The sequence below is a fragment of the Novipirellula caenicola genome, assembly GCF_039545035.1.
GTDB lineage: Bacteria > Planctomycetota > Planctomycetia > Pirellulales > Pirellulaceae > Novipirellula > Novipirellula caenicola.
On sequence record NZ_BAABRO010000017.1, the window covers coordinates 1 to 20,353 of the forward strand.

16 protein-coding genes are annotated in these 20,353 nt (G+C 55.3%); 4 read left to right on the plus strand and 12 right to left on the minus strand.

The genetic code is table 11. The features are described from left to right. Positions 1 to 380: 380 nt before the first annotated feature. From ABEA92_RS24500 to ABEA92_RS24530, 7 genes are all read right to left on the minus strand, one after another. Entirely contained in the window at positions 381 to 1,880 is a 1,500-nt protein-coding gene (locus tag ABEA92_RS24500) for a DUF1501 domain-containing protein (protein ID WP_345687219.1), read from the minus strand. A gap of 82 nt (positions 1,881 to 1,962) precedes the next feature. Further along, the gene (locus tag ABEA92_RS24505; protein ID WP_345687221.1) at positions 1,963 to 5,082 is read right to left on the minus strand and encodes a DUF1549 domain-containing protein; all 3,120 of its coding nucleotides are present in this window, start codon (positions 5,080 to 5,082) and stop codon (positions 1,963 to 1,965) included. Positions 5,083 to 5,217: 135 nt separating this feature from the next. Next, positions 5,218 to 6,978 carry a FecR family protein gene (locus ABEA92_RS24510; RefSeq protein ID WP_345687223.1) on the minus strand — a complete coding sequence of 587 codons (1,761 nt, stop codon included), beginning with the start codon at positions 6,976 to 6,978 and terminating at the stop codon, positions 5,218 to 5,220. After that, positions 6,975 to 7,517: a sigma-70 family RNA polymerase sigma factor gene (locus tag ABEA92_RS24515; RefSeq protein WP_345687225.1), complete on the minus strand. Its 543-nt coding sequence runs from the start codon at positions 7,515 to 7,517 to the stop codon at positions 6,975 to 6,977. Before ABEA92_RS24515 ends, ABEA92_RS24510 begins: the two co-directional genes overlap by 4 nt. 271 nt (positions 7,518 to 7,788) lie before the next feature. Continuing rightward, positions 7,789 to 8,028, minus strand: coding sequence for a hypothetical protein (locus tag ABEA92_RS24520; RefSeq protein ID WP_345687227.1), 240 nt, complete (start codon positions 8,026 to 8,028; stop codon positions 7,789 to 7,791). A 133-nt stretch (positions 8,029 to 8,161) separates the two neighbouring features. Next, complete coding sequence (locus ABEA92_RS24525; RefSeq protein WP_345687229.1) at positions 8,162 to 9,394, minus strand: DUF1559 family PulG-like putative transporter; 1,233 nt, start codon at positions 9,392 to 9,394, stop codon at positions 8,162 to 8,164. 351 nt (positions 9,395 to 9,745) lie between these two features. Then, positions 9,746 to 10,324 (minus strand): DUF4416 family protein, encoded by a 579-nt coding sequence (locus ABEA92_RS24530; RefSeq protein ID WP_345687231.1) that lies wholly within the window; start codon positions 10,322 to 10,324, stop codon positions 9,746 to 9,748. A 179-nt stretch (positions 10,325 to 10,503) separates the two neighbouring features. Between ABEA92_RS24530 and ABEA92_RS24535 the strand changes: the two genes are divergently transcribed. Then, positions 10,504 to 11,616: a pyridoxal phosphate-dependent aminotransferase gene (locus tag ABEA92_RS24535; protein WP_345687233.1), complete on the plus strand. Its 1,113-nt coding sequence runs from the start codon at positions 10,504 to 10,506 to the stop codon at positions 11,614 to 11,616. 58 nt (positions 11,617 to 11,674) lie between these two features. On the opposite strand, the gene ABEA92_RS24540 is transcribed toward ABEA92_RS24535, so the two are convergent. Continuing rightward, positions 11,675 to 11,851: a hypothetical protein gene (locus ABEA92_RS24540; RefSeq protein ID WP_345687235.1), complete on the minus strand. Its 177-nt coding sequence runs from the start codon at positions 11,849 to 11,851 to the stop codon at positions 11,675 to 11,677. 518 nt (positions 11,852 to 12,369) lie between these two features. Here ABEA92_RS24540 and ABEA92_RS24545 point away from each other — a divergent pair. The 3 genes from ABEA92_RS24545 (at position 12,370) to ABEA92_RS24555 (ending at position 16,579) form a co-directional block, all read left to right on the plus strand. After that, complete coding sequence (locus ABEA92_RS24545) at positions 12,370 to 13,530, plus strand: hypothetical protein (RefSeq protein ID WP_345687237.1); 1,161 nt, start codon at positions 12,370 to 12,372, stop codon at positions 13,528 to 13,530. Between the two features lie 55 nt (positions 13,531 to 13,585). Beyond that, entirely contained in the window at positions 13,586 to 14,635 is a 1,050-nt protein-coding gene (locus ABEA92_RS24550) for an L-threonylcarbamoyladenylate synthase (RefSeq protein ID WP_345687239.1), read from the plus strand. A 345-nt stretch (positions 14,636 to 14,980) separates the two neighbouring features. After that, positions 14,981 to 16,579, plus strand: coding sequence for an ATP-binding protein (locus tag ABEA92_RS24555; protein ID WP_345687241.1), 1,599 nt, complete (start codon positions 14,981 to 14,983; stop codon positions 16,577 to 16,579). A gap of 24 nt (positions 16,580 to 16,603) precedes the next feature. Here ABEA92_RS24555 and ABEA92_RS24560 read toward each other — a convergent pair whose 3' ends face one another. The 4 genes from ABEA92_RS24560 to arfB form a co-directional block, all read right to left on the minus strand. Continuing rightward, positions 16,604 to 17,233, minus strand: coding sequence for a response regulator transcription factor (locus ABEA92_RS24560; protein ID WP_345687243.1), 630 nt, complete (start codon positions 17,231 to 17,233; stop codon positions 16,604 to 16,606). A 92-nt stretch (positions 17,234 to 17,325) separates the two neighbouring features. Then, positions 17,326 to 18,807 carry an ATP-binding protein gene (locus ABEA92_RS24565; RefSeq protein WP_345687245.1) on the minus strand — a complete coding sequence of 494 codons (1,482 nt, stop codon included), beginning with the start codon at positions 18,805 to 18,807 and terminating at the stop codon, positions 17,326 to 17,328. A 22-nt stretch (positions 18,808 to 18,829) separates the two neighbouring features. Next, the gene (locus ABEA92_RS24570) at positions 18,830 to 19,564 is read right to left on the minus strand and encodes a UvrB/UvrC motif-containing protein (protein WP_345687247.1); all 735 of its coding nucleotides are present in this window, start codon (positions 19,562 to 19,564) and stop codon (positions 18,830 to 18,832) included. A 284-nt stretch (positions 19,565 to 19,848) separates the two neighbouring features. Then, complete coding sequence (arfB, locus tag ABEA92_RS24575) at positions 19,849 to 20,277, minus strand: alternative ribosome rescue aminoacyl-tRNA hydrolase ArfB (protein WP_345687249.1); 429 nt, start codon at positions 20,275 to 20,277, stop codon at positions 19,849 to 19,851. Positions 20,278 to 20,353 lie beyond the last annotated feature (76 nt).

Genomic DNA, 20,353 nt, shown 5'->3' on the forward strand with positions numbered 1-20,353 from the left:
GGAGCGAAAGCGACCAAGCTGCTCCGCGTACTCCGGACGGGTTGTACCAGCCAAACCGTCCGGGCAACAATTGAGGGTTCGCAGCAACCGTCCGGATCAGACTCGCCAACGGGCTCTAGACGCCAGTGGAGCACGATCTGCGACCCAACTCACACGTCAGCCATCGTAAATTATACACTAACCGCCGTTTTCATTATTTAGGGTGCCGCGAAGCGGAATGAGGACTCGCCAGAGCGTGGATAGTTGCCAGAGCGTGGATGGTTGCCGCCCAAATACGAGTCACCACCTTCGGGCGAAGGTGGCTACAAACCAATGCGTCCTAACGTTCAATGAACACGCTAACAACTCGTCACCATGCTTGCCGCGGAACGAGGCGGCCGCTAACCCGTTACCAGACGGCGAAAGAACTCGCCTTCGTTGACCGTAGGTGTTTCGGGACGGCCTTTGTGCAGGTAGGTCAATTGCCGGTTGCCAAGTCCGAGCAGATGCAGGATCGAAGCGTGCAGGTCGTGAACATGCAATCGGTCCACTGTCGCATGCAGTCCGAGGTCGTCCGTTTCGCCGATCGTTTGCCCTCCTTTGACTCCGCCGCCGGCCATCCACATCGTAAACCCGCTGGGGTTGTGATCGCGGCCGTTGCCTTTTTCGGACATCGGCGTACGACCGAACTCGCCGCCCCAAACGACCAGCGTCTCTTCGAGCATCCCACGCTGCTTCAAATCCTTCAGCAGCGCTGCGACCGGCAAGTCCATCGAACGGCACATGTTACTGTGGTTGCCTTCGATATTCGAATGTGAATCCCACTTGCTACCTGCACCGTGGTACAGTTGGATGAACCGGACACCCCATTCGGCCATCCGCCGGGCCAGCAGACAAAGGCGTCCATAAGATGCCGTTTGCTTTTGGTCGATCCCATACATCGTTTTGGTCTTTTCGGATTCACGCGACAGATCGATCACATCGGGCGCTTCGGACTGCATGCGAAACGCCAGCTCGTAACTCGAGATGCGAGCTTCCAATTCGGTTTGCTCTGGATGGCGGTTTGCATATCGATGGTTCAATTGATTTAAGAATGCCAGCTTGGTTTGTTGCTGCAGATCGGTCATTCCTTCGGGAGGATTCAAGTAGGGGATCGGCTGTTTGCCTTCGCTTAACCGAGTGCCTTGGTAGACCGCGGGCATGAATCCGGACCCCCAGCTGCGCGGTCCATTGACGATCTGTGCCCTGTTGTCTTGCATCACGACAAAGGCGGGCAAGTTGTCATTTTCGCTGCCCAATCCGTAGCTGACCCAGCTGCCTAGTGATGGCCGACCGCTCAAGATCGAACAGGTGTTCATTTGGCAAACCCCCGCCGAATGATTGATGCCGTTGGCCCAGCATGACCGGATCACGGCGATGTCATCGACACATTTGGCGGTTTCCGGCAACCAATCCGAAACCCACGTTCCCGATTCACCATGCTGCTTCCATTTACGTTTGGTGGGCAGCAGCGGCGATCGCATCTCGCCCATCGCTGTGACCACCTCGCCAAAGCTAGCTGGGATCGGTTTGCCCGCCAATTTTTGCAGTAGCGGTTTGGGATCAAAAAGATCGAGATGACTGGGGCCACCCTCCATAAACAAAAAGATGACTCGCTTGGCCGTCGGAGCAAAATGAGGCGGTTTCGCAGCGAGTGGGTTCAATTCCAACTCGGATGGCTTGGCTCGATTTGCGACACTTGCTGCGGCAGGGCCTGCGGTGGCGTCAGACATCATCCCCGCCAAAGCCAGTGCGCCAAAACCAGCACCACTTCGCGTTAGGAACTCCCGACGATTCGTCGGTTGTGCGTAGTGCGGCAAATCGATGGTCGCGAGACGATTGGGGTGTTTGTGGATGGACATGTTTTTCCTGTTGCACGACGAGAGAATGGATGTCGTATTGGATTGAGAGATCGCGGTGTTTCGATTGCACCGCGATCGACGATTAATGGACGTAAAGGAACTCGTTCGAATTGAGCAACGCGTGGCAGAAATCAACCAACGCCGCTTCGGATGCGGACAACGCGATGATGGAATCGCCTCGCGCCATAATCGGCAAACGATCACCGGCACTGTTTTGCATCACCCCCGGGTCGATTTCGAATTGCCAATGACCAATGGTGTCGCCAACGGAACGCTCGACGGTGTAAAGGATCTCATCCACACTCAATGCACGACCGACGAAGCGGATATCGTCGACCAACCCGTCAAAGGTTTGCGAGTTGCGACCGCTGACGCTGCCGATGGTTAGCGGCACTTTGTTCGAAAAATTTCCGGCCATGTTGTGTTCGATGACCGTGGGCAATAGCGGCTCGTCATCATTAGACAGGTCTTTCAAGTAAAACGTGACCTTGCCCGGTTTGCCGTCTTTGCCCGCGTGGAAACTTGCCGACGCATAATAGGGCGTGTTCATCTCGATATGGTGATCGGAAAAGATCGCCGCTTCGCCGTACTTGCCACTACTTAGTTCGCCGAACATTTGCAGCACCAAGGTTTGAGGTTTACGGCGTGATCCCATTCCGGTGACACCGAAACGCCATCCCGCGCCGCCCTTGTCACCGTCCCATTTGCCAACGATCGTGCGGACGGTTCCAGAGTTGGCAATCGATCGCAGCTGAAAGAACGTCTCGATGGTAAAGTCGCCGACATTCATCGCATCATCGTGGGCGATCGCCAATTTCAGCGACGGATCGTCCACCATAAAACGAACCGCCTGCCCGTCGCGATAAGGCAACTTGGATGTTTCAATTTTTCCTTCGTTGCGATCGCTTTGTTTGCTTTTCAGTTGTTGAGTTTGATGGTCAACAAACGCTAACGATTGTTGTAATTCGTCGACCGACGGCTGGCGGCCATACACTCGCTGCCACGCCAGCGAGATTTGCGTGGGAATGTCGCTGGTCACGCCGGAAAGATCCGACGCCATTCTGCGTGCATGCCCAAGCACCTGATTGCTGTTGATCATCATCAGCGACTGGACCGCCGTGGTCGTGGTGTTTCGCGACGAGTTGCTCGAGAAAAACATCGGCAAATCAAAGCTGCTGAGCAATTCATCCGGCGAATTCCGCATGCTGCGAACAAAGATGCTGCGGTACGGTGAATCGCCGAGCACGGGGCCACCACCGCTGCGGTCTTTCAACGCTCCGGTGACGGTCAACAACGCATCGCGAATCTGTTCGGCCTGCAACCGCTGAGTGTCGCGACGCCAATAGTATTCATTTCCTGGATCGATCGTGTGGCAAGTGTCGAAATCGGGATGTTGAGTCGATTGCCGATATGTGGCCGACCGCAAGATCATTCGATGTAGGGATTTCAGACTCCAGCCGTTTTCGACAAACGTGGCGGTCATCCAATCAAGCAGTTCAGGATGAGTGGGCGGTTTGCCAAGCTTGCCAAAATCACTGGCGTTTTCAGCAAGCCCGCGGCCAAAGTGGCTTTGCCAAATACGGTTGGTAATCACACGAGTGGACAACGGATTCGTTGGATCGGTCAACCACAGCGCAAGCGTCGTTCGCCGACCGGTCGTGGGAGCCGTCGTGGCGACGGCAACGCGATGGATCTCGGCTGCGGACTCTTGCAAAATCGAGGGGAATCCTGGTTCGATCGGTTCGTCCGGTCGTTTGGGAAGCACCGTTAGTGGCGCGATCGCACCCTGGTCGGTTGCTCCCATGGCGGTCGGCAGCGGTTTCGGTTTTAAGTTGTCGTGTGCTTTGAGTTGACGGCGAAGTTCGACCAAGCGGTCCTTGTCGGCCGCTTTGATGACGTTGTTCAATCGGTCGTATTCGGCTTGAATTTGCCGCTGCACCAAATAAACGATTGGCTCGTCGGCAGGCGTACGGTCCGCTGACGGTTTACGGGCAATCGCTTGAATGTCTTCGGGAAAGCGGTCAATGGCTAGATTCTTAACTTTCTCGCGATACGGTCGCTCGATCTCGTCGATTTGGTCGCGAATCGATTGAGTCGCGGATTCCCATCTCTTCAGTTCCGCTTCATACGCCTGGATCTCTTCATCACTGCTAAGCGTCATGTCGGTGGGCATGATCGGTGCAAAGAACGCTTGCAAGCGAAAGTAGTCCTTTTGCAACAGCGGATCGAATTTATGGTTGTGGCATTTCGCGCATTGCAGTCCCATGCCCATAAAGACGTCGGCGGTTGTGTCGGTCAGGTCTTCGAGGATCGTTTTCCACTGACCCGGCGCATCACGAATGTTCCATTCGTAAACCCAGTGACGCAGGTAACCAAGGGCCGCCCGAGCGTCCACGTCATCTGGGAACATTTCGTCCGCGGCGAGCTGTTCCTGTGTGAATCGGTCGTACGGTTTGTCGTCGTTAAAAGACTCGATCACGTAATCGCGATAACGCCATGCGGTTGGACGAAAACTATCGGCGCGGTAGCCGTCGGAATCGGCATAGCGGACCAGATCCAACCACTGCCGCGCCGCATGTTCACCATAGCCTTTTGAATCCAGCAGCGAATCAACTAACCGGTCATAGGCCTCAGGCGACGTGTCGTTGACAAACGCAGCGACTTGTTCGGGCGTCGGCGGTAACCCAATCACGTCGAAATACAAACGCCGCACCAACGCATGACGATCGGCTTCGGGGGCCGGAGTAAGTCCACGCGATTGCAATTGAGCAGCGATGAAATGGTCAATTTCGTTGCGGGCCCATCCGTCGCCACTCTGCGTGGGCACCGCCGGTTTCACGACGGGCTGGAACGCCCACCAATTTCGGTCTTCGTCGCTAAAAAAATCACGTGGCTCGCGGAGCACCGCATCGGGATCGCTGCCGGGCCACGGTGCGCCCATGGCAACCCATCGCTCAAGCACCTCGATTTGTTTGTCGGCAAGTTGCCCCGACGGAGGCATCTCGAATGACTCGTAGCGGACCGCTTCGATCAACAGACTTTCGTCCGGCTTGCCGGGCACCAACGACGGACCTGATTCGCCGCCAAGCAACATGTGGCCGAGCGAATCGAGTCGCAGATCGCCTTTCTGCTTTTCCTCGTCATGACACGCGAAACATTTTTCAGCCAACAGCGGACGCACTTCGTTTTCGAAAAAGTGCATCTGGGATTTCGTGATCGGCTCATCGGCCACTGCCAGTGGACACACGATCAACGTCGACAAAACCAGCAGTCTTAGGGGCCAAAAAGTGTGGTAGTGAGACATAGGTGGGAAATTGGAGAGAGAGAGGAGGGAGGGTTATCGAGTCGGAGGAAGACCACCGATAAAGACGGGATCGATTCGGTTTTCGTCGTCCTGGACATCTTGGAAAAACAAACCGTTGACTTCGGCGCCGGCGGCGTAACCGAGATCGCTGAGGTCGATGCCGACCGCGATCACTTTGGCGCGTACCGAGTGAACGGTGCCTCCGGCGTGCGGCAGGCGATTGAGCATGCTAAGCGAGGTTGGTGTTTCGCTAAATCGATACAGCCGAAAGGGAGTCAGGAATTTGGACTCGGGGGACGCCAGGTCGATGTCGTAAGACTTGATCGTGTGGGTGCGGAGGCTGTCGGTAAATTGCAACGGGCTGACGTGAAACGCATCACCTTGCTCGGGATGGATGATCACCTGCAATTCAAAGAAGACCACATCGGGACCCGCTGAATTGATAACCGGTTTTTGGAAGCGAATTGCAAACCCCGGCGTGCTTCTAGCGCCATCGGCTTCGTCGCCAAAGACTGGATTCACACTCAGCGGCGTGTTGCTTCCGCCGGGGTTGATCAGTCCGCTGCAAAGGTGGCGGTCGCGGTCGGCGTAACGTGATCGAGGTTGTTTGCTGTGCGTGGTGTCGATCGGATCTCGCTGTTGTTCCGCTGTGATGATGTTTGCATCCGAGCCGCCTTGGAAATGAATCATGTCAAAACCAATCAGCTCATCCACTTGGTATTCGTGCTCGATCCCGCCGCGCTGGACCGTAACGGATTGCAATTCTTTGGCGTTCCCTTGCTCGTCTCGGCTGGCGTCAAAGCGAACGATGCGATCAGGGATTTGGTCGCGATAGGCTGCGTCGTCGAACGGGATTTCCAAAATGTCGACACGGTCGCCGATTAACAACTGACGAGCCTGTCCACGCTGCAAATTGATGGGAGTCGTCGCCGACGGTGATGCATCGTCCGTTTGCTGTTTGGCAATCAGATCGGCTTCGCCTTCGACTACTTGGACCTTGGTGTCACCCGTTTGGTCCACGTCCACGACAAACCGGGTGCCGAGATCAATGATGTTGCCAAGCGGAGTGTCGACACGGAATCCTTTGGCTCCTTCGGGAGCGTGCACCGAACAACTGCCACTGGCCAATTCCAATCGTGCATCATCCGAGACGACAAAGACCGCCGGGGCTTCGATGATGGTGGTGGCGCCGGCCGGGAACCGCAGTTCCACCATTCCCCGGGTCAATGCAAATTCGTGCCCCAGTGGAACGGAGCTACCGAGCGGCGGCGTCGGTTCACCAAAAAAATTCGTTGCCAAAGCTTGCGTCAACTTGACGCGAGAACGATTTTCCGTGCTGGGCTGCGAAGGAGCGGCGTCACGCTGGGTGATCGCAGATGAATCAGACGGATTGCGATTCGTGGCAATCAACGCAGCACCGATACACAACGCTATCGCAGCGGCCAACGATGCCCACCAATTCCATCTCGCTGTCGGTTTCCACGATTCGGGCCGTTTCCTCGATTCGGCCCATTTCGACCGATCCGGCGTGTCTGACTCGCACGTCCAATCGCAAGTTGACGCTCGCATCGATTCGGCAAACCGTTGTAGATCGACGGTACTGAGTGGCAGGTCGCCGATGGATTGATGCAATCGATTCAGATCAAAGTGCAGGTCGAGATACTCGAGGTAGCGTTCTCGTGCCACCGCGTCGCTGCGGAGGATTTCTTGCAGCTGTTGATGTCGATCCACGTCGATGGTTTGATGGAACAGTTCATCGAGTAGATCAAGCAGTTCATCATGCGAGTCGTTCATATGGCTGCCCCTTGTTGAGCGAGTCGTCGCTTGACACAACTCAGCAGCTTGCGTCGTGTCAGACTGATGCGGTTGTACAGCGTTTGCACCGACAACTCATTCGTTTCGGCGAACTCTTTGACCGTGGTGTCATCGCGATAGGCGAGCTCGATCAATTCCCGCTCGACCGATTTAATGCCTTGCAAACAAAGCCGCAATGCGTCCAAGCGAAGGTCGGGTTTCGTCGTGGATGCACCTCGGGTTTCGGCTATCTTGTCGACCAAGTCGGCATCGAACTGCAATCGATCCCGGTGGACCGAGCGGATGAAATTTTTGACTTCGTAGTGCGCGATCGTGCACGCCCAAGGCAGGAAGGGCCGCGATGAATCGTAATCGGAAAACTTTTTCCACAGCAGCAAACTACTTCGCTGAAAAACATCCTCGGCGTCGGCCTTGTGTGGCAACAATGCGTAGATGTAGCCAAACAAGCGATCGCGATCTCGCGAAAAGTGTTCGAGGAAGTGTTCGTAATCGGCGTCTTGACGGGGTTCGTCGGTCATGTCCGTGCCGGGGTTGGGGGCGACGATGGAGCGTCCTGTGTTGAGGACGCTTGCCACTATAAATAGCTCGTCCGCTGCTCTGGCCGACTTACCGAAAAAATGAGGGGACAGACCACGTTTGCCCTGATATTTTCAAGCAATCAACAAAAACGGCCCCATGCCTGGTACAGACATGGGGCCGCATTGAGTGGTCCGACGAAAACGTCAACATAGACCAGTGCTGGGAATCGCGTTCGATCGGGTCAACCGATCACAAGCGTTGCGTTCGCGATCAAACTTGTTCCGGTGCCGCTCGGACCGATTCTTCGCGTTCTAGATTAGGTTCTTCGGAATTGGTTTCCTTCAGTTCCGGATTGGCTTCGAGGTACTCGGCCATCTCGTCTTGATCGGCGATCGCACCTGACTTTTCGCTGCAGCCGACAAGTCCGACGAAACAGCAAGTGATTGCCAAGATCAGCGTGGCCGAGCGGAACGATTTAGCCGCATTGAGAATGGATGCAGGATATTTCACGTTTGGTCTCTATAAAATTGCAAAGGATAGGATGCGAGGGGGAAAGTCTCTGCACCATGATTGTGCAGAGACGGTTAATTCATCAGGATGCCACAAGCCGGGCGAGTCCTTGTTGGGTTTTAGATTGTCTGGCTCAAAACTCGCCATCGATCGTTTCGTTGCCGCCGCGGGTGCCGAGCGATCCCCACAATCCGAATGGCGATTTGGATCCTGGCGGTGACAGGGAGCTACCTTGGAATACTTGTTCCGCATTCTGGTTGCCCGCTTCAATCGAATCGGTAACGAACTTGACGGCACCGTCGGTCAACAAAACGTGGCATCCGCCTTGGTGACGACTGCTGGCCGGAGCGATCGCGGAGTTGCCATGGTAGGTATTGTTGTTGGCGATACAGTATTCGCTATTAGGTGGTCGGATCGTATTGAATTGCCCGTACAGCGGACGTCCCGCACCCCATTTGTACCCCCGACGTTGTTCCGGGTTACCGACCGTGGTACCTGATCCCCAGAATTGAGGCCGCGTACTATCAATTAGTGATTGGCAGGACAATGCATTGTTGACAAGACGAAGCTGTTGTCCCGAGCCTGAGTCGGATCCACTCGCGGTGGTTTGCTTAGCGTGCGTGCGGATATCGGAATCGCCGAGGTCGGTGGCAATTTCACCCATGCAAATCGTATTGGCCAATCCGTCCAAGACATCGCGAAACGCCGTGGGGTTGCGTGTCGTGAACACGCCTCGGCATGATGCTCGTGCCAATTCGCCAAGGTTGGATGGGTTAACCCGATTGCCATCGTCTCGAGCAAAGCCCCAATTGCTCAGGTAACACGAGTCACCGCTACAGGCAACATAGTTGGTGCGACCCGCCGATGGCAATCCGGTTCCTGGATCGCTTGGACAGCGAAGCCCCGGAACTTCGGTCAGCCAGGGCTCATAGCGTGAGGTCGCATGATGGCTGATCTGCATCAATGGATTGCCGCCCATTGGCTGCCAAGTGTTTCCAGTAACAGGATCCAACAACGGATTGGAAATCTGTTCCCAAAGCGCTTGCTGTTCCATAAATGGAAGCAGTCCCACCAAGATGCTGAGTTCTTGGCGATTGTGCCCGGTCGGAGCCACAAGGCCTGCTGAATCGGTGTTCCCCGCGCCTTTGTTTGTTCCTCCCATCAATACGGGCAGTTTGTCATAGGCTGCATGATAGTTGTGAAGAGCAAGACCGAGCTGTTTAAAGTTGTTGCTGCAGCTCATCCGCCGGGCTGCTTCACGAGCGGCTTGGACCGCCGGCAGCAACAATCCAACGAGGACGCCGATAATGGCGATAACGACGAGTAGCTCCACAAGCGTGAAGCCAGAGCGAACATTTCGTTTCATAGAAATACCCTGAAAAAAAGAGGAAAGAAATCGCAAGAGGAGAGAGGAAATTCTGGAGAGCCAGCAGCGCACTCCAGATCTACAAGCAAAAAAAAGATGCAGCAAATCGAGCGGGTGGTGCATACCACCCATAAATGCGCAACGCTATAGACTTCTTGTCCGGCGGGATTTTCGACTTACCGACAAAAATGAGAAAAAAGTGAAAAGAGGCAAGAACTCTTTACTGATTATCGCTATCGCGTTCACCAGAGGTGTACAAAGGTCAATAGAGTTCAGGCTTTGCTCAGTCGCGCTGGTCATGGCTGCGGAGTCGGCCGAGTTCGCATGACATCACCGCGGCTGGGCCGAACATTAGTCGCCACGTTTGCTGGAGGGGCGATTTCGGAATTTCCGAATCGATTTGAGGTGAGCGCGAAGATGTTCTCGACACTGCTGCGCGAATTGCTTGACATCGTCCGTGCGATAGTCGGGATAGGTCCAGCGGTGGTCAATCCACTGGCGGTGGACATATGTTAATGTGACTTCGGCGAACATCCCGTCGTGAAGGTAAATGCGGTGGTCGCGATCCTTGGTCGTTGCCAGCACCAATTTGGCTTGCGTCACATAGCCGGGGTCAAGGTTCAAGGGACGCGGTTCGTCGGTCGGGATCGCTTGGGCACACTCGAGTTCCCAAAGGTTGGTTTGCGTTTTCCAGTCGGCAAGTCCTGCGGGGTCTGCGAAATCACGAAAACCGACAATCGTCTTTTCAAGCTCGCCGCCCATTTCGCGAGTGTAGTAGCCGCCGGCTTCGAAGGGCATTTGCGGCGTTTGCACAAAGGTTTCGCCCCAAGCTTCGTTCAAGCGGCGGATCGCCCAGTCACGCACCGCGTCATGCCGCGTGATGACGGCGCAAAATCGGACTACGGGTTCGACAAACTGGATCACTGCCATCGTTTTGCAATTGTTCTGCGGGATTTAGTTTCGGGGATTGCTCGGGTAATCTAAGGGGACGAGGCCAACGCCATTTCATTTGGTACAAATCGGCTGGTTTGGAAATCGGCCCGCGTTTCGTTGCGAAGTGGATTCGCTCGCTTTCCGTCCTCCTTCCCTTGTCCCTCAAAAGTTTCATCATGCACCCATGGATCGCCGACCGCACCACCACGTTTGATAGTAGCGGAATTCGTAAGGTTTTCGATTTGGCTGCGAAGCTGAAGGATCCCGTCAATCTTTCGATTGGTCAACCCGATTTCGACGTTCCCGAAGCGGTTCAGGATGCAGCGATCGAGGCCATTCGTGGCGGCAAAAATGCCTACTCGCCGACCCAGGGGATTGCGCCGCTGCGGGAAGCGTTGCGACAAGAAATCGCCGAAAAGTATCCTCACGAGGATCGCGATGTCTTTATCAGCAGTGGGACCAGCGGAGGATTGATGTTGTCGATCCTAACGATGGTCAATCCCGGCGACGAGGTGATCTTTCTCGACCCGTTCTTTGTGATGTATCCGGCATTATTAAAGATGTGTGGTGGGGTGCCCGTGGCGGTCGACTCGTACCCGGATTTCCGCTTGGACGTCAACAAGATCGCGGCCGCGATCACACCACGGACGAAAATGATCCTGCTCAATAGCCCTGCCAATCCGACCGGAGTGACGGCCAGCGAAGCGGAGCTAAAGGCGGTTGCCGAGTTGGCCGCAGAGAAGAACATTGCCCTGTTGTCGGACGAAATTTACAGCCGCTTTTTCTATGACGGCGAATTCGCGTCCCCGGCATCCTACAACGATCAAACGATCGTGATCGACGGTTTTAGCAAAAGCCATGCGATGACCGGATGGCGTGTGGGGTATGTCCACGGCCCCAGTGAAATCATTCGCACGATGCTGAAAATCCAACAGTACACGTTCGTGTGTGCGCCACAGCCGGCTCAGTGGGGAGCATTACGAGCGATGGAGGTCAATTTGGGGGGGCACATTGAAGACTACAAACGCAAACGCGACATGGTCTTTGATGCGTTGTCGGATTGCTACGAAATCGCAAAGCCAGGTGGGGCGTTTTACATGTTCCCGAAGGCTCCGATCGATAGCGGAGCCAAGTTTGTGGAGCAGGCGATTGAGCGTGGGCTGCTGATCATTCCCGGCAATATTTTTAGCAGCCGGGATTCGCATTTTCGCATTAGTTTTGCCGCCAGCGACGAGCAACTAAAACGAGGGGTCGATATTTTGAGATCGATGGCAGGCGGCTCGGTGTGATTTCGAGATCACGCTAGGATCTCGCTCGCAGCGATGGCGTTGATTCGCCGCTGAGTCCCTATTCGCCGTCGATTCCCGTGTTGCAACGCGTCACGTACAGACGTGATTGGTAACGGGCGTCGCGGCAGATCGAAGCGATGACGGAATCAAACGCCGTCGTCGACGCTGGCGAAATCTGCTGCGGTTGTGATTCCGTCTGCGTTTGCGGGTTGGGGGTCGCTGTGATTGATTGCATTACGAGTCGCCTGTGAAATTGGAACGATGTTTCGTTTTCGGGGGCCGAAGGGATTCGATTAGAGATCCATTCGATAAGTGCCATGAAAATCAGAATGTGAGTCAAAATATTTTCTTGACCACTGGGGCTGCAGTCGTCCAGTACGTTGGGGGCTGTCCAAAATTAATGCGTATTTGGAGTGAGCAAACCGCAAAATTTTTTGAGCAAATCAACGTTTTTTTCCCAAGGGGGTGACGATGGCCGACGAGGCAAAATTGTACGCGTGATGACTAGTGGACTAACCGCGCCTTGTTTGCAAATCGGCGCAAACCCGTACCCAAGTTTCCCATCGGTTGATACGGACGATGAAAACGCGCATCCAGCTTCGCGGGGCGTTTGGGACGCGTATGCGGGGAAATCGAACGACATCCCCTGCTCTCCTTTTTTATTGCCGGTGGGGGGATTAGATTGAGTCGGGCGTGTGGCGAACACCACGCACGCATTCGCCCCATTCCGTCCTCCAGGAAGCCACCATCGCCATGAAATCATCCTGTTTACTTGCCATCGTCGCCGTTTCCAACATTGTTTGGTTGACGTCCGTTTCGCAGTGTTCGCTCGGACAGTCGCCGGACACCGCATTGCCCCGCGTGTGGGCAGGGACCGGAGCATCCCCGTCATCGAACGCTCGCTACTCCAACCCACCGACCATGCGTTCACCTACGGCCACGCCGTTGGGCAATCCGTTTGGGATCGAGATCATCGAAGACCGCGTTTGGATCACCACGGTCGACGATCACTGTATTTGGCGAGCCTCGATCGATCCAAACGCTAAGACAAGTTCGTCGGAAACGGGTGAGCCGCGCGACGCTGCATCCACAGGGCAGCAGAGTGGGATGGTGCGAGTGGCCGGTTGTGGGTTGAAAGGCTATAGCGGTGATGGCGGTTCAGCTTTAGAGGCCACCTTCAATTGGCCTCACGAAGTTCGCGTCGATCGCGATGGAAACTTGATTGTCGCGGACACCCGCAATCATGTGATCCGCCGGATTGATGCCAAGACCAACATCGTGACCACGATTGCAGGGGACGGTACCGAAGGCTTTTCCGGCGACGGCGGTCCCGCTACCGAGGCTCGTCTAAAACATCCGCACAGCGTTGTCTTGGATGGCGAAGGCGGGGTTTTGATTGCGGATACGCACAATCATCGGATTCGCCGTCTGGATCTCGGCACCGGGATAATCGAAACGATTGCTGGGACCGGAGCCGGTAAGTTGCCAAGCGACGGGGCATTGGCTCTCCAAACAACGCTATACGGTCCTCGGTCGCTGGCGATCGACGAGCAATCGATCTGGATCGCACTTCGCGAAGGCAACAGTATTTGGAGAATGGATCGCGACAGCGGTCGGATTCATCATGTGGCGGGCAGTGGCAAAAAAGGACGTTCCGGCGACGGAGGACCCGCGACCGAGGCCACGTTCAATGGTCCCAAGGGATTGGTGATGGACGATCAGCGCCGGTTGCTTGTCGTTGATACCGAGAACCATTTGATCCGTCGGATTGATGTTGATGCCAATACGGTGGAAACGGTTTTAGGCAAAGGGCCGCTGAAACTGAAACGTCCTCACGGCATCGCCTATGCAAACGGTTTTGGTTACCTGCTTGGTGATTCCGAGAATCATCAAGTCGTTCACGGAAGTCCTTAATCGCTGGCGGCCACCCTTTCCCCTCTCTCCCTCGTTTCGAACCCCTTTGGGCTTGATGACTTTAATTCAACCTCCTTCGGATGACGTGCTGGATCGCGCCGCAGCGCTGCTGGCGGCTGGGAAACTGATTGCGATTCCAACCGAGACGGTTTACGGATTGGCGGCGAATGCATGGGATCCCGATGCGGTGGCGAAAATTTTTGCGGCGAAACAGCGACCGGCGACCAACCCGTTGATTGTTCATATCGCGGCGATTGATCGGTTGGATCAAGCGGTGAGGATGCCACTTGAGCCAACCCTGCAGCGACAACTCGATTGTGTTGTCGATTTGTGGCCGGGGCCGTTGACCGTGGTGCTGCCTCGATCGAATCGTATTTCGGATACTGTCACAGCGGGACGCGACACGGTGGCGGTTCGAGTTCCCTCGCACCCGGTCGCACTGCGGTTACTCGAGCGTTGTTCGTTTCCGATCGCAGCCCCCAGCGCGAACCGATCGAATTACGTCAGCCCCACCATGGCCAAACATTGTGATGGTCCCATCGGCCAGCCGGGGATTCATCAATTTATCGAGATGGTGATTGACGGTGGTGACTGCGATTTCGGAGTCGAATCCACCATCGTCGCGCTGCGTCCAGAGGGGCCAAAGTTGCTGCGGCCTGGCGGGGTTTCCGCCGAAACGTTGGCGGAACGTTTCGCTGTCTCGGTGTCCGAGTTGACTGGCGCCATCGCGGAATCGGAAGCCACGTCAAAAGGCAGCGAGACGGAAAACGCTGCGATGTTAGCGCCCGGCATGATGAAAGAGCATTATTCGCCAACGACCCCGTTGGTCTTGTACGACCTGGCACAACGCATGGCGTTGCCAGCGAGGGTTGGCCGGATCGCGTTCAAGCCGTTGTCGGATGCCGATGCGGCAAGATTCTCGGTCGTAGAAACGTTGAGCGATTCAGGGGATCTTCACGAAGTGGCCAAAGGGTTGTTTGCTGCACTCCGGCGATTGGACCACGCCGGGCTCGATTTGATCGTGATCGATCGCTGCGAACCAGTCGGCATCGGCATGGCAATCATGGATCGCATCCATCGCGCCGCCGCAACGCATTCAAGCTGAATCGCACTTTTGATAGACGCTGCTAATTCGCGTTTCTAAATCAATCGGCAAAATTGCCCATCATGCTGCGGGTGGGCATTCTTCGTTTGCCGAAACGTACTCACGCTTTGTCGCCTTTTTGCCGGCTGCGGTGTTGGACTTGGCTTGATGGCATGGTGGTAACGATTGTAGCGATGAGTAGGAAAAAACGACGTGCCACGGACAGGGGGTTCATCCGTTTGTTGCTGACGTGATAGCGGATTGTTTTCGTTGCCAGCCGATAACATCAAGCAGTGATTCGTGTGCGTCACGCGATCTTGATCAGGGGCGAACCAATTTGGTCCAAAGTTTTCAAAGAATTACTCAATGAATCCCGCGAAACCGTCCAGTGACACCAAACAAAGTGCAGCCGAAGATCAACTAGACGCCCTGCTGTCGCGAATCCATTCGCTTAGCGGAGAAGGTGCAACGCCGCGAGCTGCGGAGCAGCCGCGACCGAAGCAGACGCCGCGTCCCGCAGCGGCCACGCCGCCTAACGCAGGCGGGGCTGCGGCGGTTTCGTGGGCGGGCACCCCGGCAAGACCCGCGCCGACAGCGTCCGCACCATCGGCGTCGCAACCGCCATCGTCGCAGCCGCAATCGGCAAACGCGAAAGTCCGTCAACCATCGGCCTCGTTGCTCGGGTTCAAACCGTCGCGTGACGAGCCATGGCGGCCGGCCGAGCCCCAAGATTCCTACGAATCTCGTATCAATGAAACGCTGCTCGAAGCGATCATCTATCGCTTTCTAAGAAACATCGGTGAATGCGCCGGTCGTCAGGTGGCCGATCAAGTCAAGTTGCCATTTCGGATGGTCGAGCCGATTTTGAATCGCTTGAAAGCCGACCAACGTGTGGCCTACAAGAGTTCGACATCAACCAATGACTACGTTTATGTCCTAACCGAATCGGGCCGAGAAATCGCACGATTGATGCAGCAGGATTGTACGTACTACGGCGCGTGTCCGGTCAGCCTGAACGACTACGTCAACAGCGTCAAACGACAAACGATCGAAGGCCAATATCCCAAAAAGGTCGATCTTGAACGCGCGTTTAGCGATCTGTTGATCAACCCTAAAATGCTGCTTCGCTTAGGCCCCGCGGTCGCCAGCGGTCGTGGGATGTTTCTGTTTGGATTCCCCGGCAATGGGAAAACGTCGATTGCCGAACGTGTCACCGGAGCGTTTGGGAAGTACTTGTGGATTCCGCGAGCGGTTGAAATTGACGGCGCGGTGATGCGAGTCTATGACCCGATGAACCACGAAATCGCGATGCCCGAAGCGGGCAGCGGTCTACTTGATATCGGTGGTTTTGATAAGCGATGGGTGCGAATCAAGCGGCCCACCATTGTCGCAGGGGGGGAATTGACGCTGGACATGTTGGAAGTCCAATTCAATCCGGAGAGCAATATTTCGGAGTCTCCACTGCAACTAAAAAGCAATTGTGGCACGTTGGTGATCGACGACTTTGGACGTCAAAAGATGAGTGTCGATCAACTATTAAATCGCTGGATCATTCCGCTTGAAAAACGCTATGACTTTCTGAACATGGCCAACGGAAAGAAGATTCAGGTGCCGTTTGATCAATTGGTCATCTTCAGTACCAACCTTGAACCAAAGGATTTGGTCGATGACGCATTCTTGCGCCGAATTCCCTACAAGATCGAAGTGCCTAATCCGCCCGAAGCGGACTTTCGTAAGCTGTTCGAGATCATGTGCAAGATCACCAAGATCCCGTACAACGCTGATGCAATCGATTACTTGATCAAAACGCACTACTTGCCCGTCAACCGTCCGTTTCGGAATTGCCAACCTCGTGACTTGTTGCTGCAGGTGCGAAATTACTGCCTCTACAACGACTTGCAGGTCGAACTCAAGAACGAGTACTTCGATTTTGCCGTCGACAATTACTTCTCGGTGATGAATTAGTCCGACACGAAGTCGGTGAAGAAATCACTCGTCGTCTTCGGAATCATCATCGACGTCAGGGATCGCCGGATCTTCGGGAGCCCGTTTGCGAAGTTTGCGTTGCAGCGATCGACGGTGGATTCCCAATCGCCGCGCCGCTTCGCTGATGTTATTGCCACATTCGGACAACACACGATGGATGTGTTCCCATTCGTTGCGAGCAAGCGAAGGGGCGGGAAAGGCGGTCGCCCCATCGGGGACGCTCGGTTCGACGCCGCGGACAAACGCGGACAAGATGTCGTCGGCGTCGGCAGGTTTGCTGAGAAAGTTGACCGCACCGGCTCGCACGGCGTCGATCGACGCGGGGATGCTGCCGAAACCTGACAACAGGATGACGCGGGTGTTGGGTTTCATCTGCAGCAATTTTCGCAGCAGTTCCAATCCACTTTTGCCCGGCATTCTTAAATCGAGCACGGCCAAATCGGTGGGACGCTGGCTGAATACTTCGACCGCTTGGTCGTAATCCGCGGCCATCTCGACGCGAAATCCACGCTGCTGCATCGCCAACGACAAACGTTCACGCAGGACCAGGGTGTCGTCGACCAACAGAATGCTGTCGGCGCCTACCGTCGCAGCGTTATAAACAGGTGGGGTTTCGCTTGTGGGGTCAATCATTGGATTTAACTTTCACGGTGGATCCGCTTCGCACCTATCGTAACACAAACTCGGTTCATCACGAACCGTGCACGACAAAAAGCAATCGACACCTATCCGCTTTTCGAATCGGCCAGCTTGGTGTCCACCCCGCTGAGGGGACTGACCGCATTCAATTCCGTTCCGCTGTTGGAATGAAGCCGAATGTCGTCTTGTTGCAGCGGCAAACGAACGATCGCCCGCGTGCCCTGACCTGGGCTGGATTCAAATTTCAGATCGCCACCGAGTTGTGAAATCACATTGCGAGTCAAGAACAACCCCAATCCGATGCCTCGGCCGGGTTCCTTGGTGGTGAAAAAGGGTTCCCCGGCACGTTCGAGGACATCGCCGGTCATGCCGTTACCGCAATCGTGCACCATCAGTTGCAAGTGTTGATCGTCGAGCGCGGTTTCGACTCGCACGCGGCCCTCACTGCCGCTCGCATCGAGTCCATTGTGAATCAAGTTGCGGATGGCTTGAGCGACCGCTTCGCGTGGCACCCACAATTCTTGATTCTCGACGCGATCGCTGCCGTCGTCCACGTCGACGCGGTGCGGATCGCGAATGCCTTCGAGCGTGGCGTCAATCAGGTCGCCCACGGTGGTTTGATCCCAGCGATGGGCCATGGCATCGCCCGCGGCGGACCGCATCCGAGCCAGGATTTGACGGCACATTTCCAGTTGTCCATCGATCAGACGCAGATCGGTGTCGACGGAGGGTGGTTTTTCGCAATCTTCGAGATGGCGTGACAATTCGCGGACAATCACATCGATCGTCGACAGCGGTGTCGCCAATTCGTGTGCAGCACCGGCTGCCAGCGTGGTCAATCCTTCGAGCCGATGGCTCGCCGCTTGCGCGGCTTGAGCTCGCCGAAGTTCACGCTCGCGGTTTTGCAGTTCTCCGGCGGTGCGAGTGACGTAGTACGTGACCACGGTGGCACAGGTGGAAAACGCAAACAGCAATCCGCCGGTGTGCAGATTAAAGTCGGTGGCCGGTTGGCGAATCGTGATGCCTTCGACCGGGACATTGAATCGCAGCAAGATCATGTAGCCGATGATCGCAAACGCGGTCATTGACCATGCCGGACGAGGCCGAATCATGACGCCGCCAACAGCCAAGTTGACAAAGTAAAAGAAGCTAAACGGATTGTCGGCTCCGCCGCTGAAATAGAGCATCAGCGTCAACGTCACCAAATCGAGTAACATCAGCGCGAGTGCGATCGACTGTAACAGCGTCGGGTCGTCTTCGGCGGCAAACGGGTCCGTCGTCGGGTTTTCACCCGAGTCGTTTGATTGAATGACTAGCCCCGATGTGGATCGCCCGGCTTGGGTGTAATACAACCAAGCCACGCACATCAGATTGGTGACCGCAGTGATCGCCACCAAAATCAGCAGCGGCGTGACAGGAATTTTGACATCGGCCAAAAACACCGCTGCCAAGATCGTGATCAATTGGCCCGCCACCGCCATCCATCGCAAGTGCAGCAGCCATGTAAACGATCCGCGTCGCGCTGGGGCGATCAAGGGAATCGGAATGGGGTCGCGAGCAGCAAGCACGATTCGTGACGATCCCTCTGCCCTAGTTTGCTTCGCGACGGGTAAGTTCATCACGAAGCTTCGCGGCCAATTCGTATTGCTCTTGTTCGACCGCGGCGGCCAATTGTTCCTTCAGCGTCTTGCCTACCGAATATTCGTTCCGCAATGATTCTCGCATTTCGATCAAGCGGATGACCAATTCGTCATCTTCGTAATGGTCTTCGGCTTCGTGCTTGACAAAAAATTGGTAGATCACATCCAAACCCTGATTGATGGCTTGGATCGCTTCTTCGGCCGTGTGATCTTCGAGTTCACCAAGTGCGTGCGCTTGGGTGCGATGAAACAAAACGAACGGACGGTATTGTTCATGCGCCGCCCCCCATTCTTCATCCGGGCTCATTTCACTGCTCAGATCCATCAGCCTTAGCGTGTGATCGGCATCCATCACCGCGCGGTGGTAATACTGCAGTCGCAACCAACAAATACGTCGGTGATAAAACTGCATGAACTCGCGATCAACTTCGTTGCACTCGTTTTCGTTTAACTTGTGCTCGGGATCTTCTAAACGGATGTGTTGCAAGTGCTCGAGATACGTTTCGCTTTCCTCATAGACCGCACCGTCGGGGCGGCCGGTGGTTTCAAGCTGCAGCATCCCCATGTCGATTCGCATTTGGATGACATCGCGTCCGTCTTTGCCTTTGACTAATCGGACATTCAGATTTCCGGGGTCGAATTCCCACTTGGAAAGTAGTTCGTCAAAGTGAATCGCTCGCTTCATCAATCCGTTCTGTTCAATAGGGTTGAAAACCGGCTGTTTCAGCGCCGAGTCTTGAGTATAACAGCCCGCCAAGCTCGGTGAAGCATTGTTGACATTTTACCACCCATCGGCTTGCATGCCGTCGCTCTGCTGGGGTGGAACTCACAAACTCTTGTTCCAGAGCCAATCCAACGCCGCTGGGACGCTCGTTCTGCACCGCTGGTTGGCAGATTCTCTGCCGCTATTCGCCGGGAGTGGGCTGTGATTCTGGCCGGAAAACCGCCGTTGTTCGGTCGACGGGGGGATCAGTCGTCCATCCGCGGGCCGCGGCGATTGTGTTTTTTTTGCGAGTTTTGACGCTTTTTATCCAGCCTTCGTCGCTGGCTACCGCGAGTCGGTTTAGTCGGTTTGCGTGGCGTTGGCGGAGCTTGGCATTCCAATAGCATTTCAGCCAATTTGGTGCGGGCGTCCGCGAGATTGCGAGCTTGGTCGCGATATCGCTCGCTGTGGACTAGTAATTCGCCTTCGCGGGTGATCCGATTTTGATATCGATTGATAAATCGCCGACGCCACCCCGGGTCAAAACCGCGGCAATCCGCCAACGACCACCGCAACGTTACTTTCGAGTTGACTTTATTGACATTCTGCCCACCCGGGCCGCTGCTACGCGCCGCCGTGAAATTCAAATCCCCCGCCGGGATCGAAAGCCGTGTGTTTACAAATAGATCGTTCATGGTTCTGCGTTAAATTGTAGACCACATCGAAGTGGCGTCGACCGCCGGAATGTTTTTCGTCGACGTTGGTATTCCC

What these genes read in the sequence shown, in the direction of transcription:
- ABEA92_RS24500 (WP_345687219.1), bottom strand. Translation starts at nt 1,880, where the DNA reads ATGTCCATCCACAAACACCCCAATCGTCTCGCGACCATCGATTTGCCG.
- ABEA92_RS24505 (WP_345687221.1), bottom strand. Translation starts at nt 5,082, where the DNA reads ATGCACTTTTTCGAAAACGAAGTGCGTCCGCTGTTGGCTGAAAAATGT.
- ABEA92_RS24510 (WP_345687223.1), bottom strand. Translation starts at nt 6,978, where the DNA reads ATGAACGACTCGCATGATGAACTGCTTGATCTACTCGATGAACTGTTC.
- ABEA92_RS24515 (WP_345687225.1), bottom strand. Translation starts at nt 7,517, where the DNA reads ATGACCGACGAACCCCGTCAAGACGCCGATTACGAACACTTCCTCGAA.
- ABEA92_RS24525 (WP_345687229.1), bottom strand. Translation starts at nt 9,394, where the DNA reads ATGAAACGAAATGTTCGCTCTGGCTTCACGCTTGTGGAGCTACTCGTC.
- ABEA92_RS24530 (WP_345687231.1), bottom strand. Translation starts at nt 10,324, where the DNA reads ATGGCAGTGATCCAGTTTGTCGAACCCGTAGTCCGATTTTGCGCCGTC.
- ABEA92_RS24535 (WP_345687233.1), top strand. Translation starts at nt 10,504, where the DNA reads ATGCACCCATGGATCGCCGACCGCACCACCACGTTTGATAGTAGCGGA.
- ABEA92_RS24540 (WP_345687235.1), bottom strand. Translation starts at nt 11,851, where the DNA reads ATGCAATCAATCACAGCGACCCCCAACCCGCAAACGCAGACGGAATCA.
- ABEA92_RS24545 (WP_345687237.1), top strand. Translation starts at nt 12,370, where the DNA reads ATGAAATCATCCTGTTTACTTGCCATCGTCGCCGTTTCCAACATTGTT.
- ABEA92_RS24550 (WP_345687239.1), top strand. Translation starts at nt 13,586, where the DNA reads ATGACTTTAATTCAACCTCCTTCGGATGACGTGCTGGATCGCGCCGCA.
- ABEA92_RS24555 (WP_345687241.1), top strand. Translation starts at nt 14,981, where the DNA reads ATGAATCCCGCGAAACCGTCCAGTGACACCAAACAAAGTGCAGCCGAA.
- ABEA92_RS24560 (WP_345687243.1), bottom strand. Translation starts at nt 17,233, where the DNA reads ATGATTGACCCCACAAGCGAAACCCCACCTGTTTATAACGCTGCGACG.
- ABEA92_RS24570 (WP_345687247.1), bottom strand. Translation starts at nt 19,564, where the DNA reads ATGAAGCGAGCGATTCACTTTGACGAACTACTTTCCAAGTGGGAATTC.
- arfB (WP_345687249.1), bottom strand. Translation starts at nt 20,277, where the DNA reads ATGAACGATCTATTTGTAAACACACGGCTTTCGATCCCGGCGGGGGAT.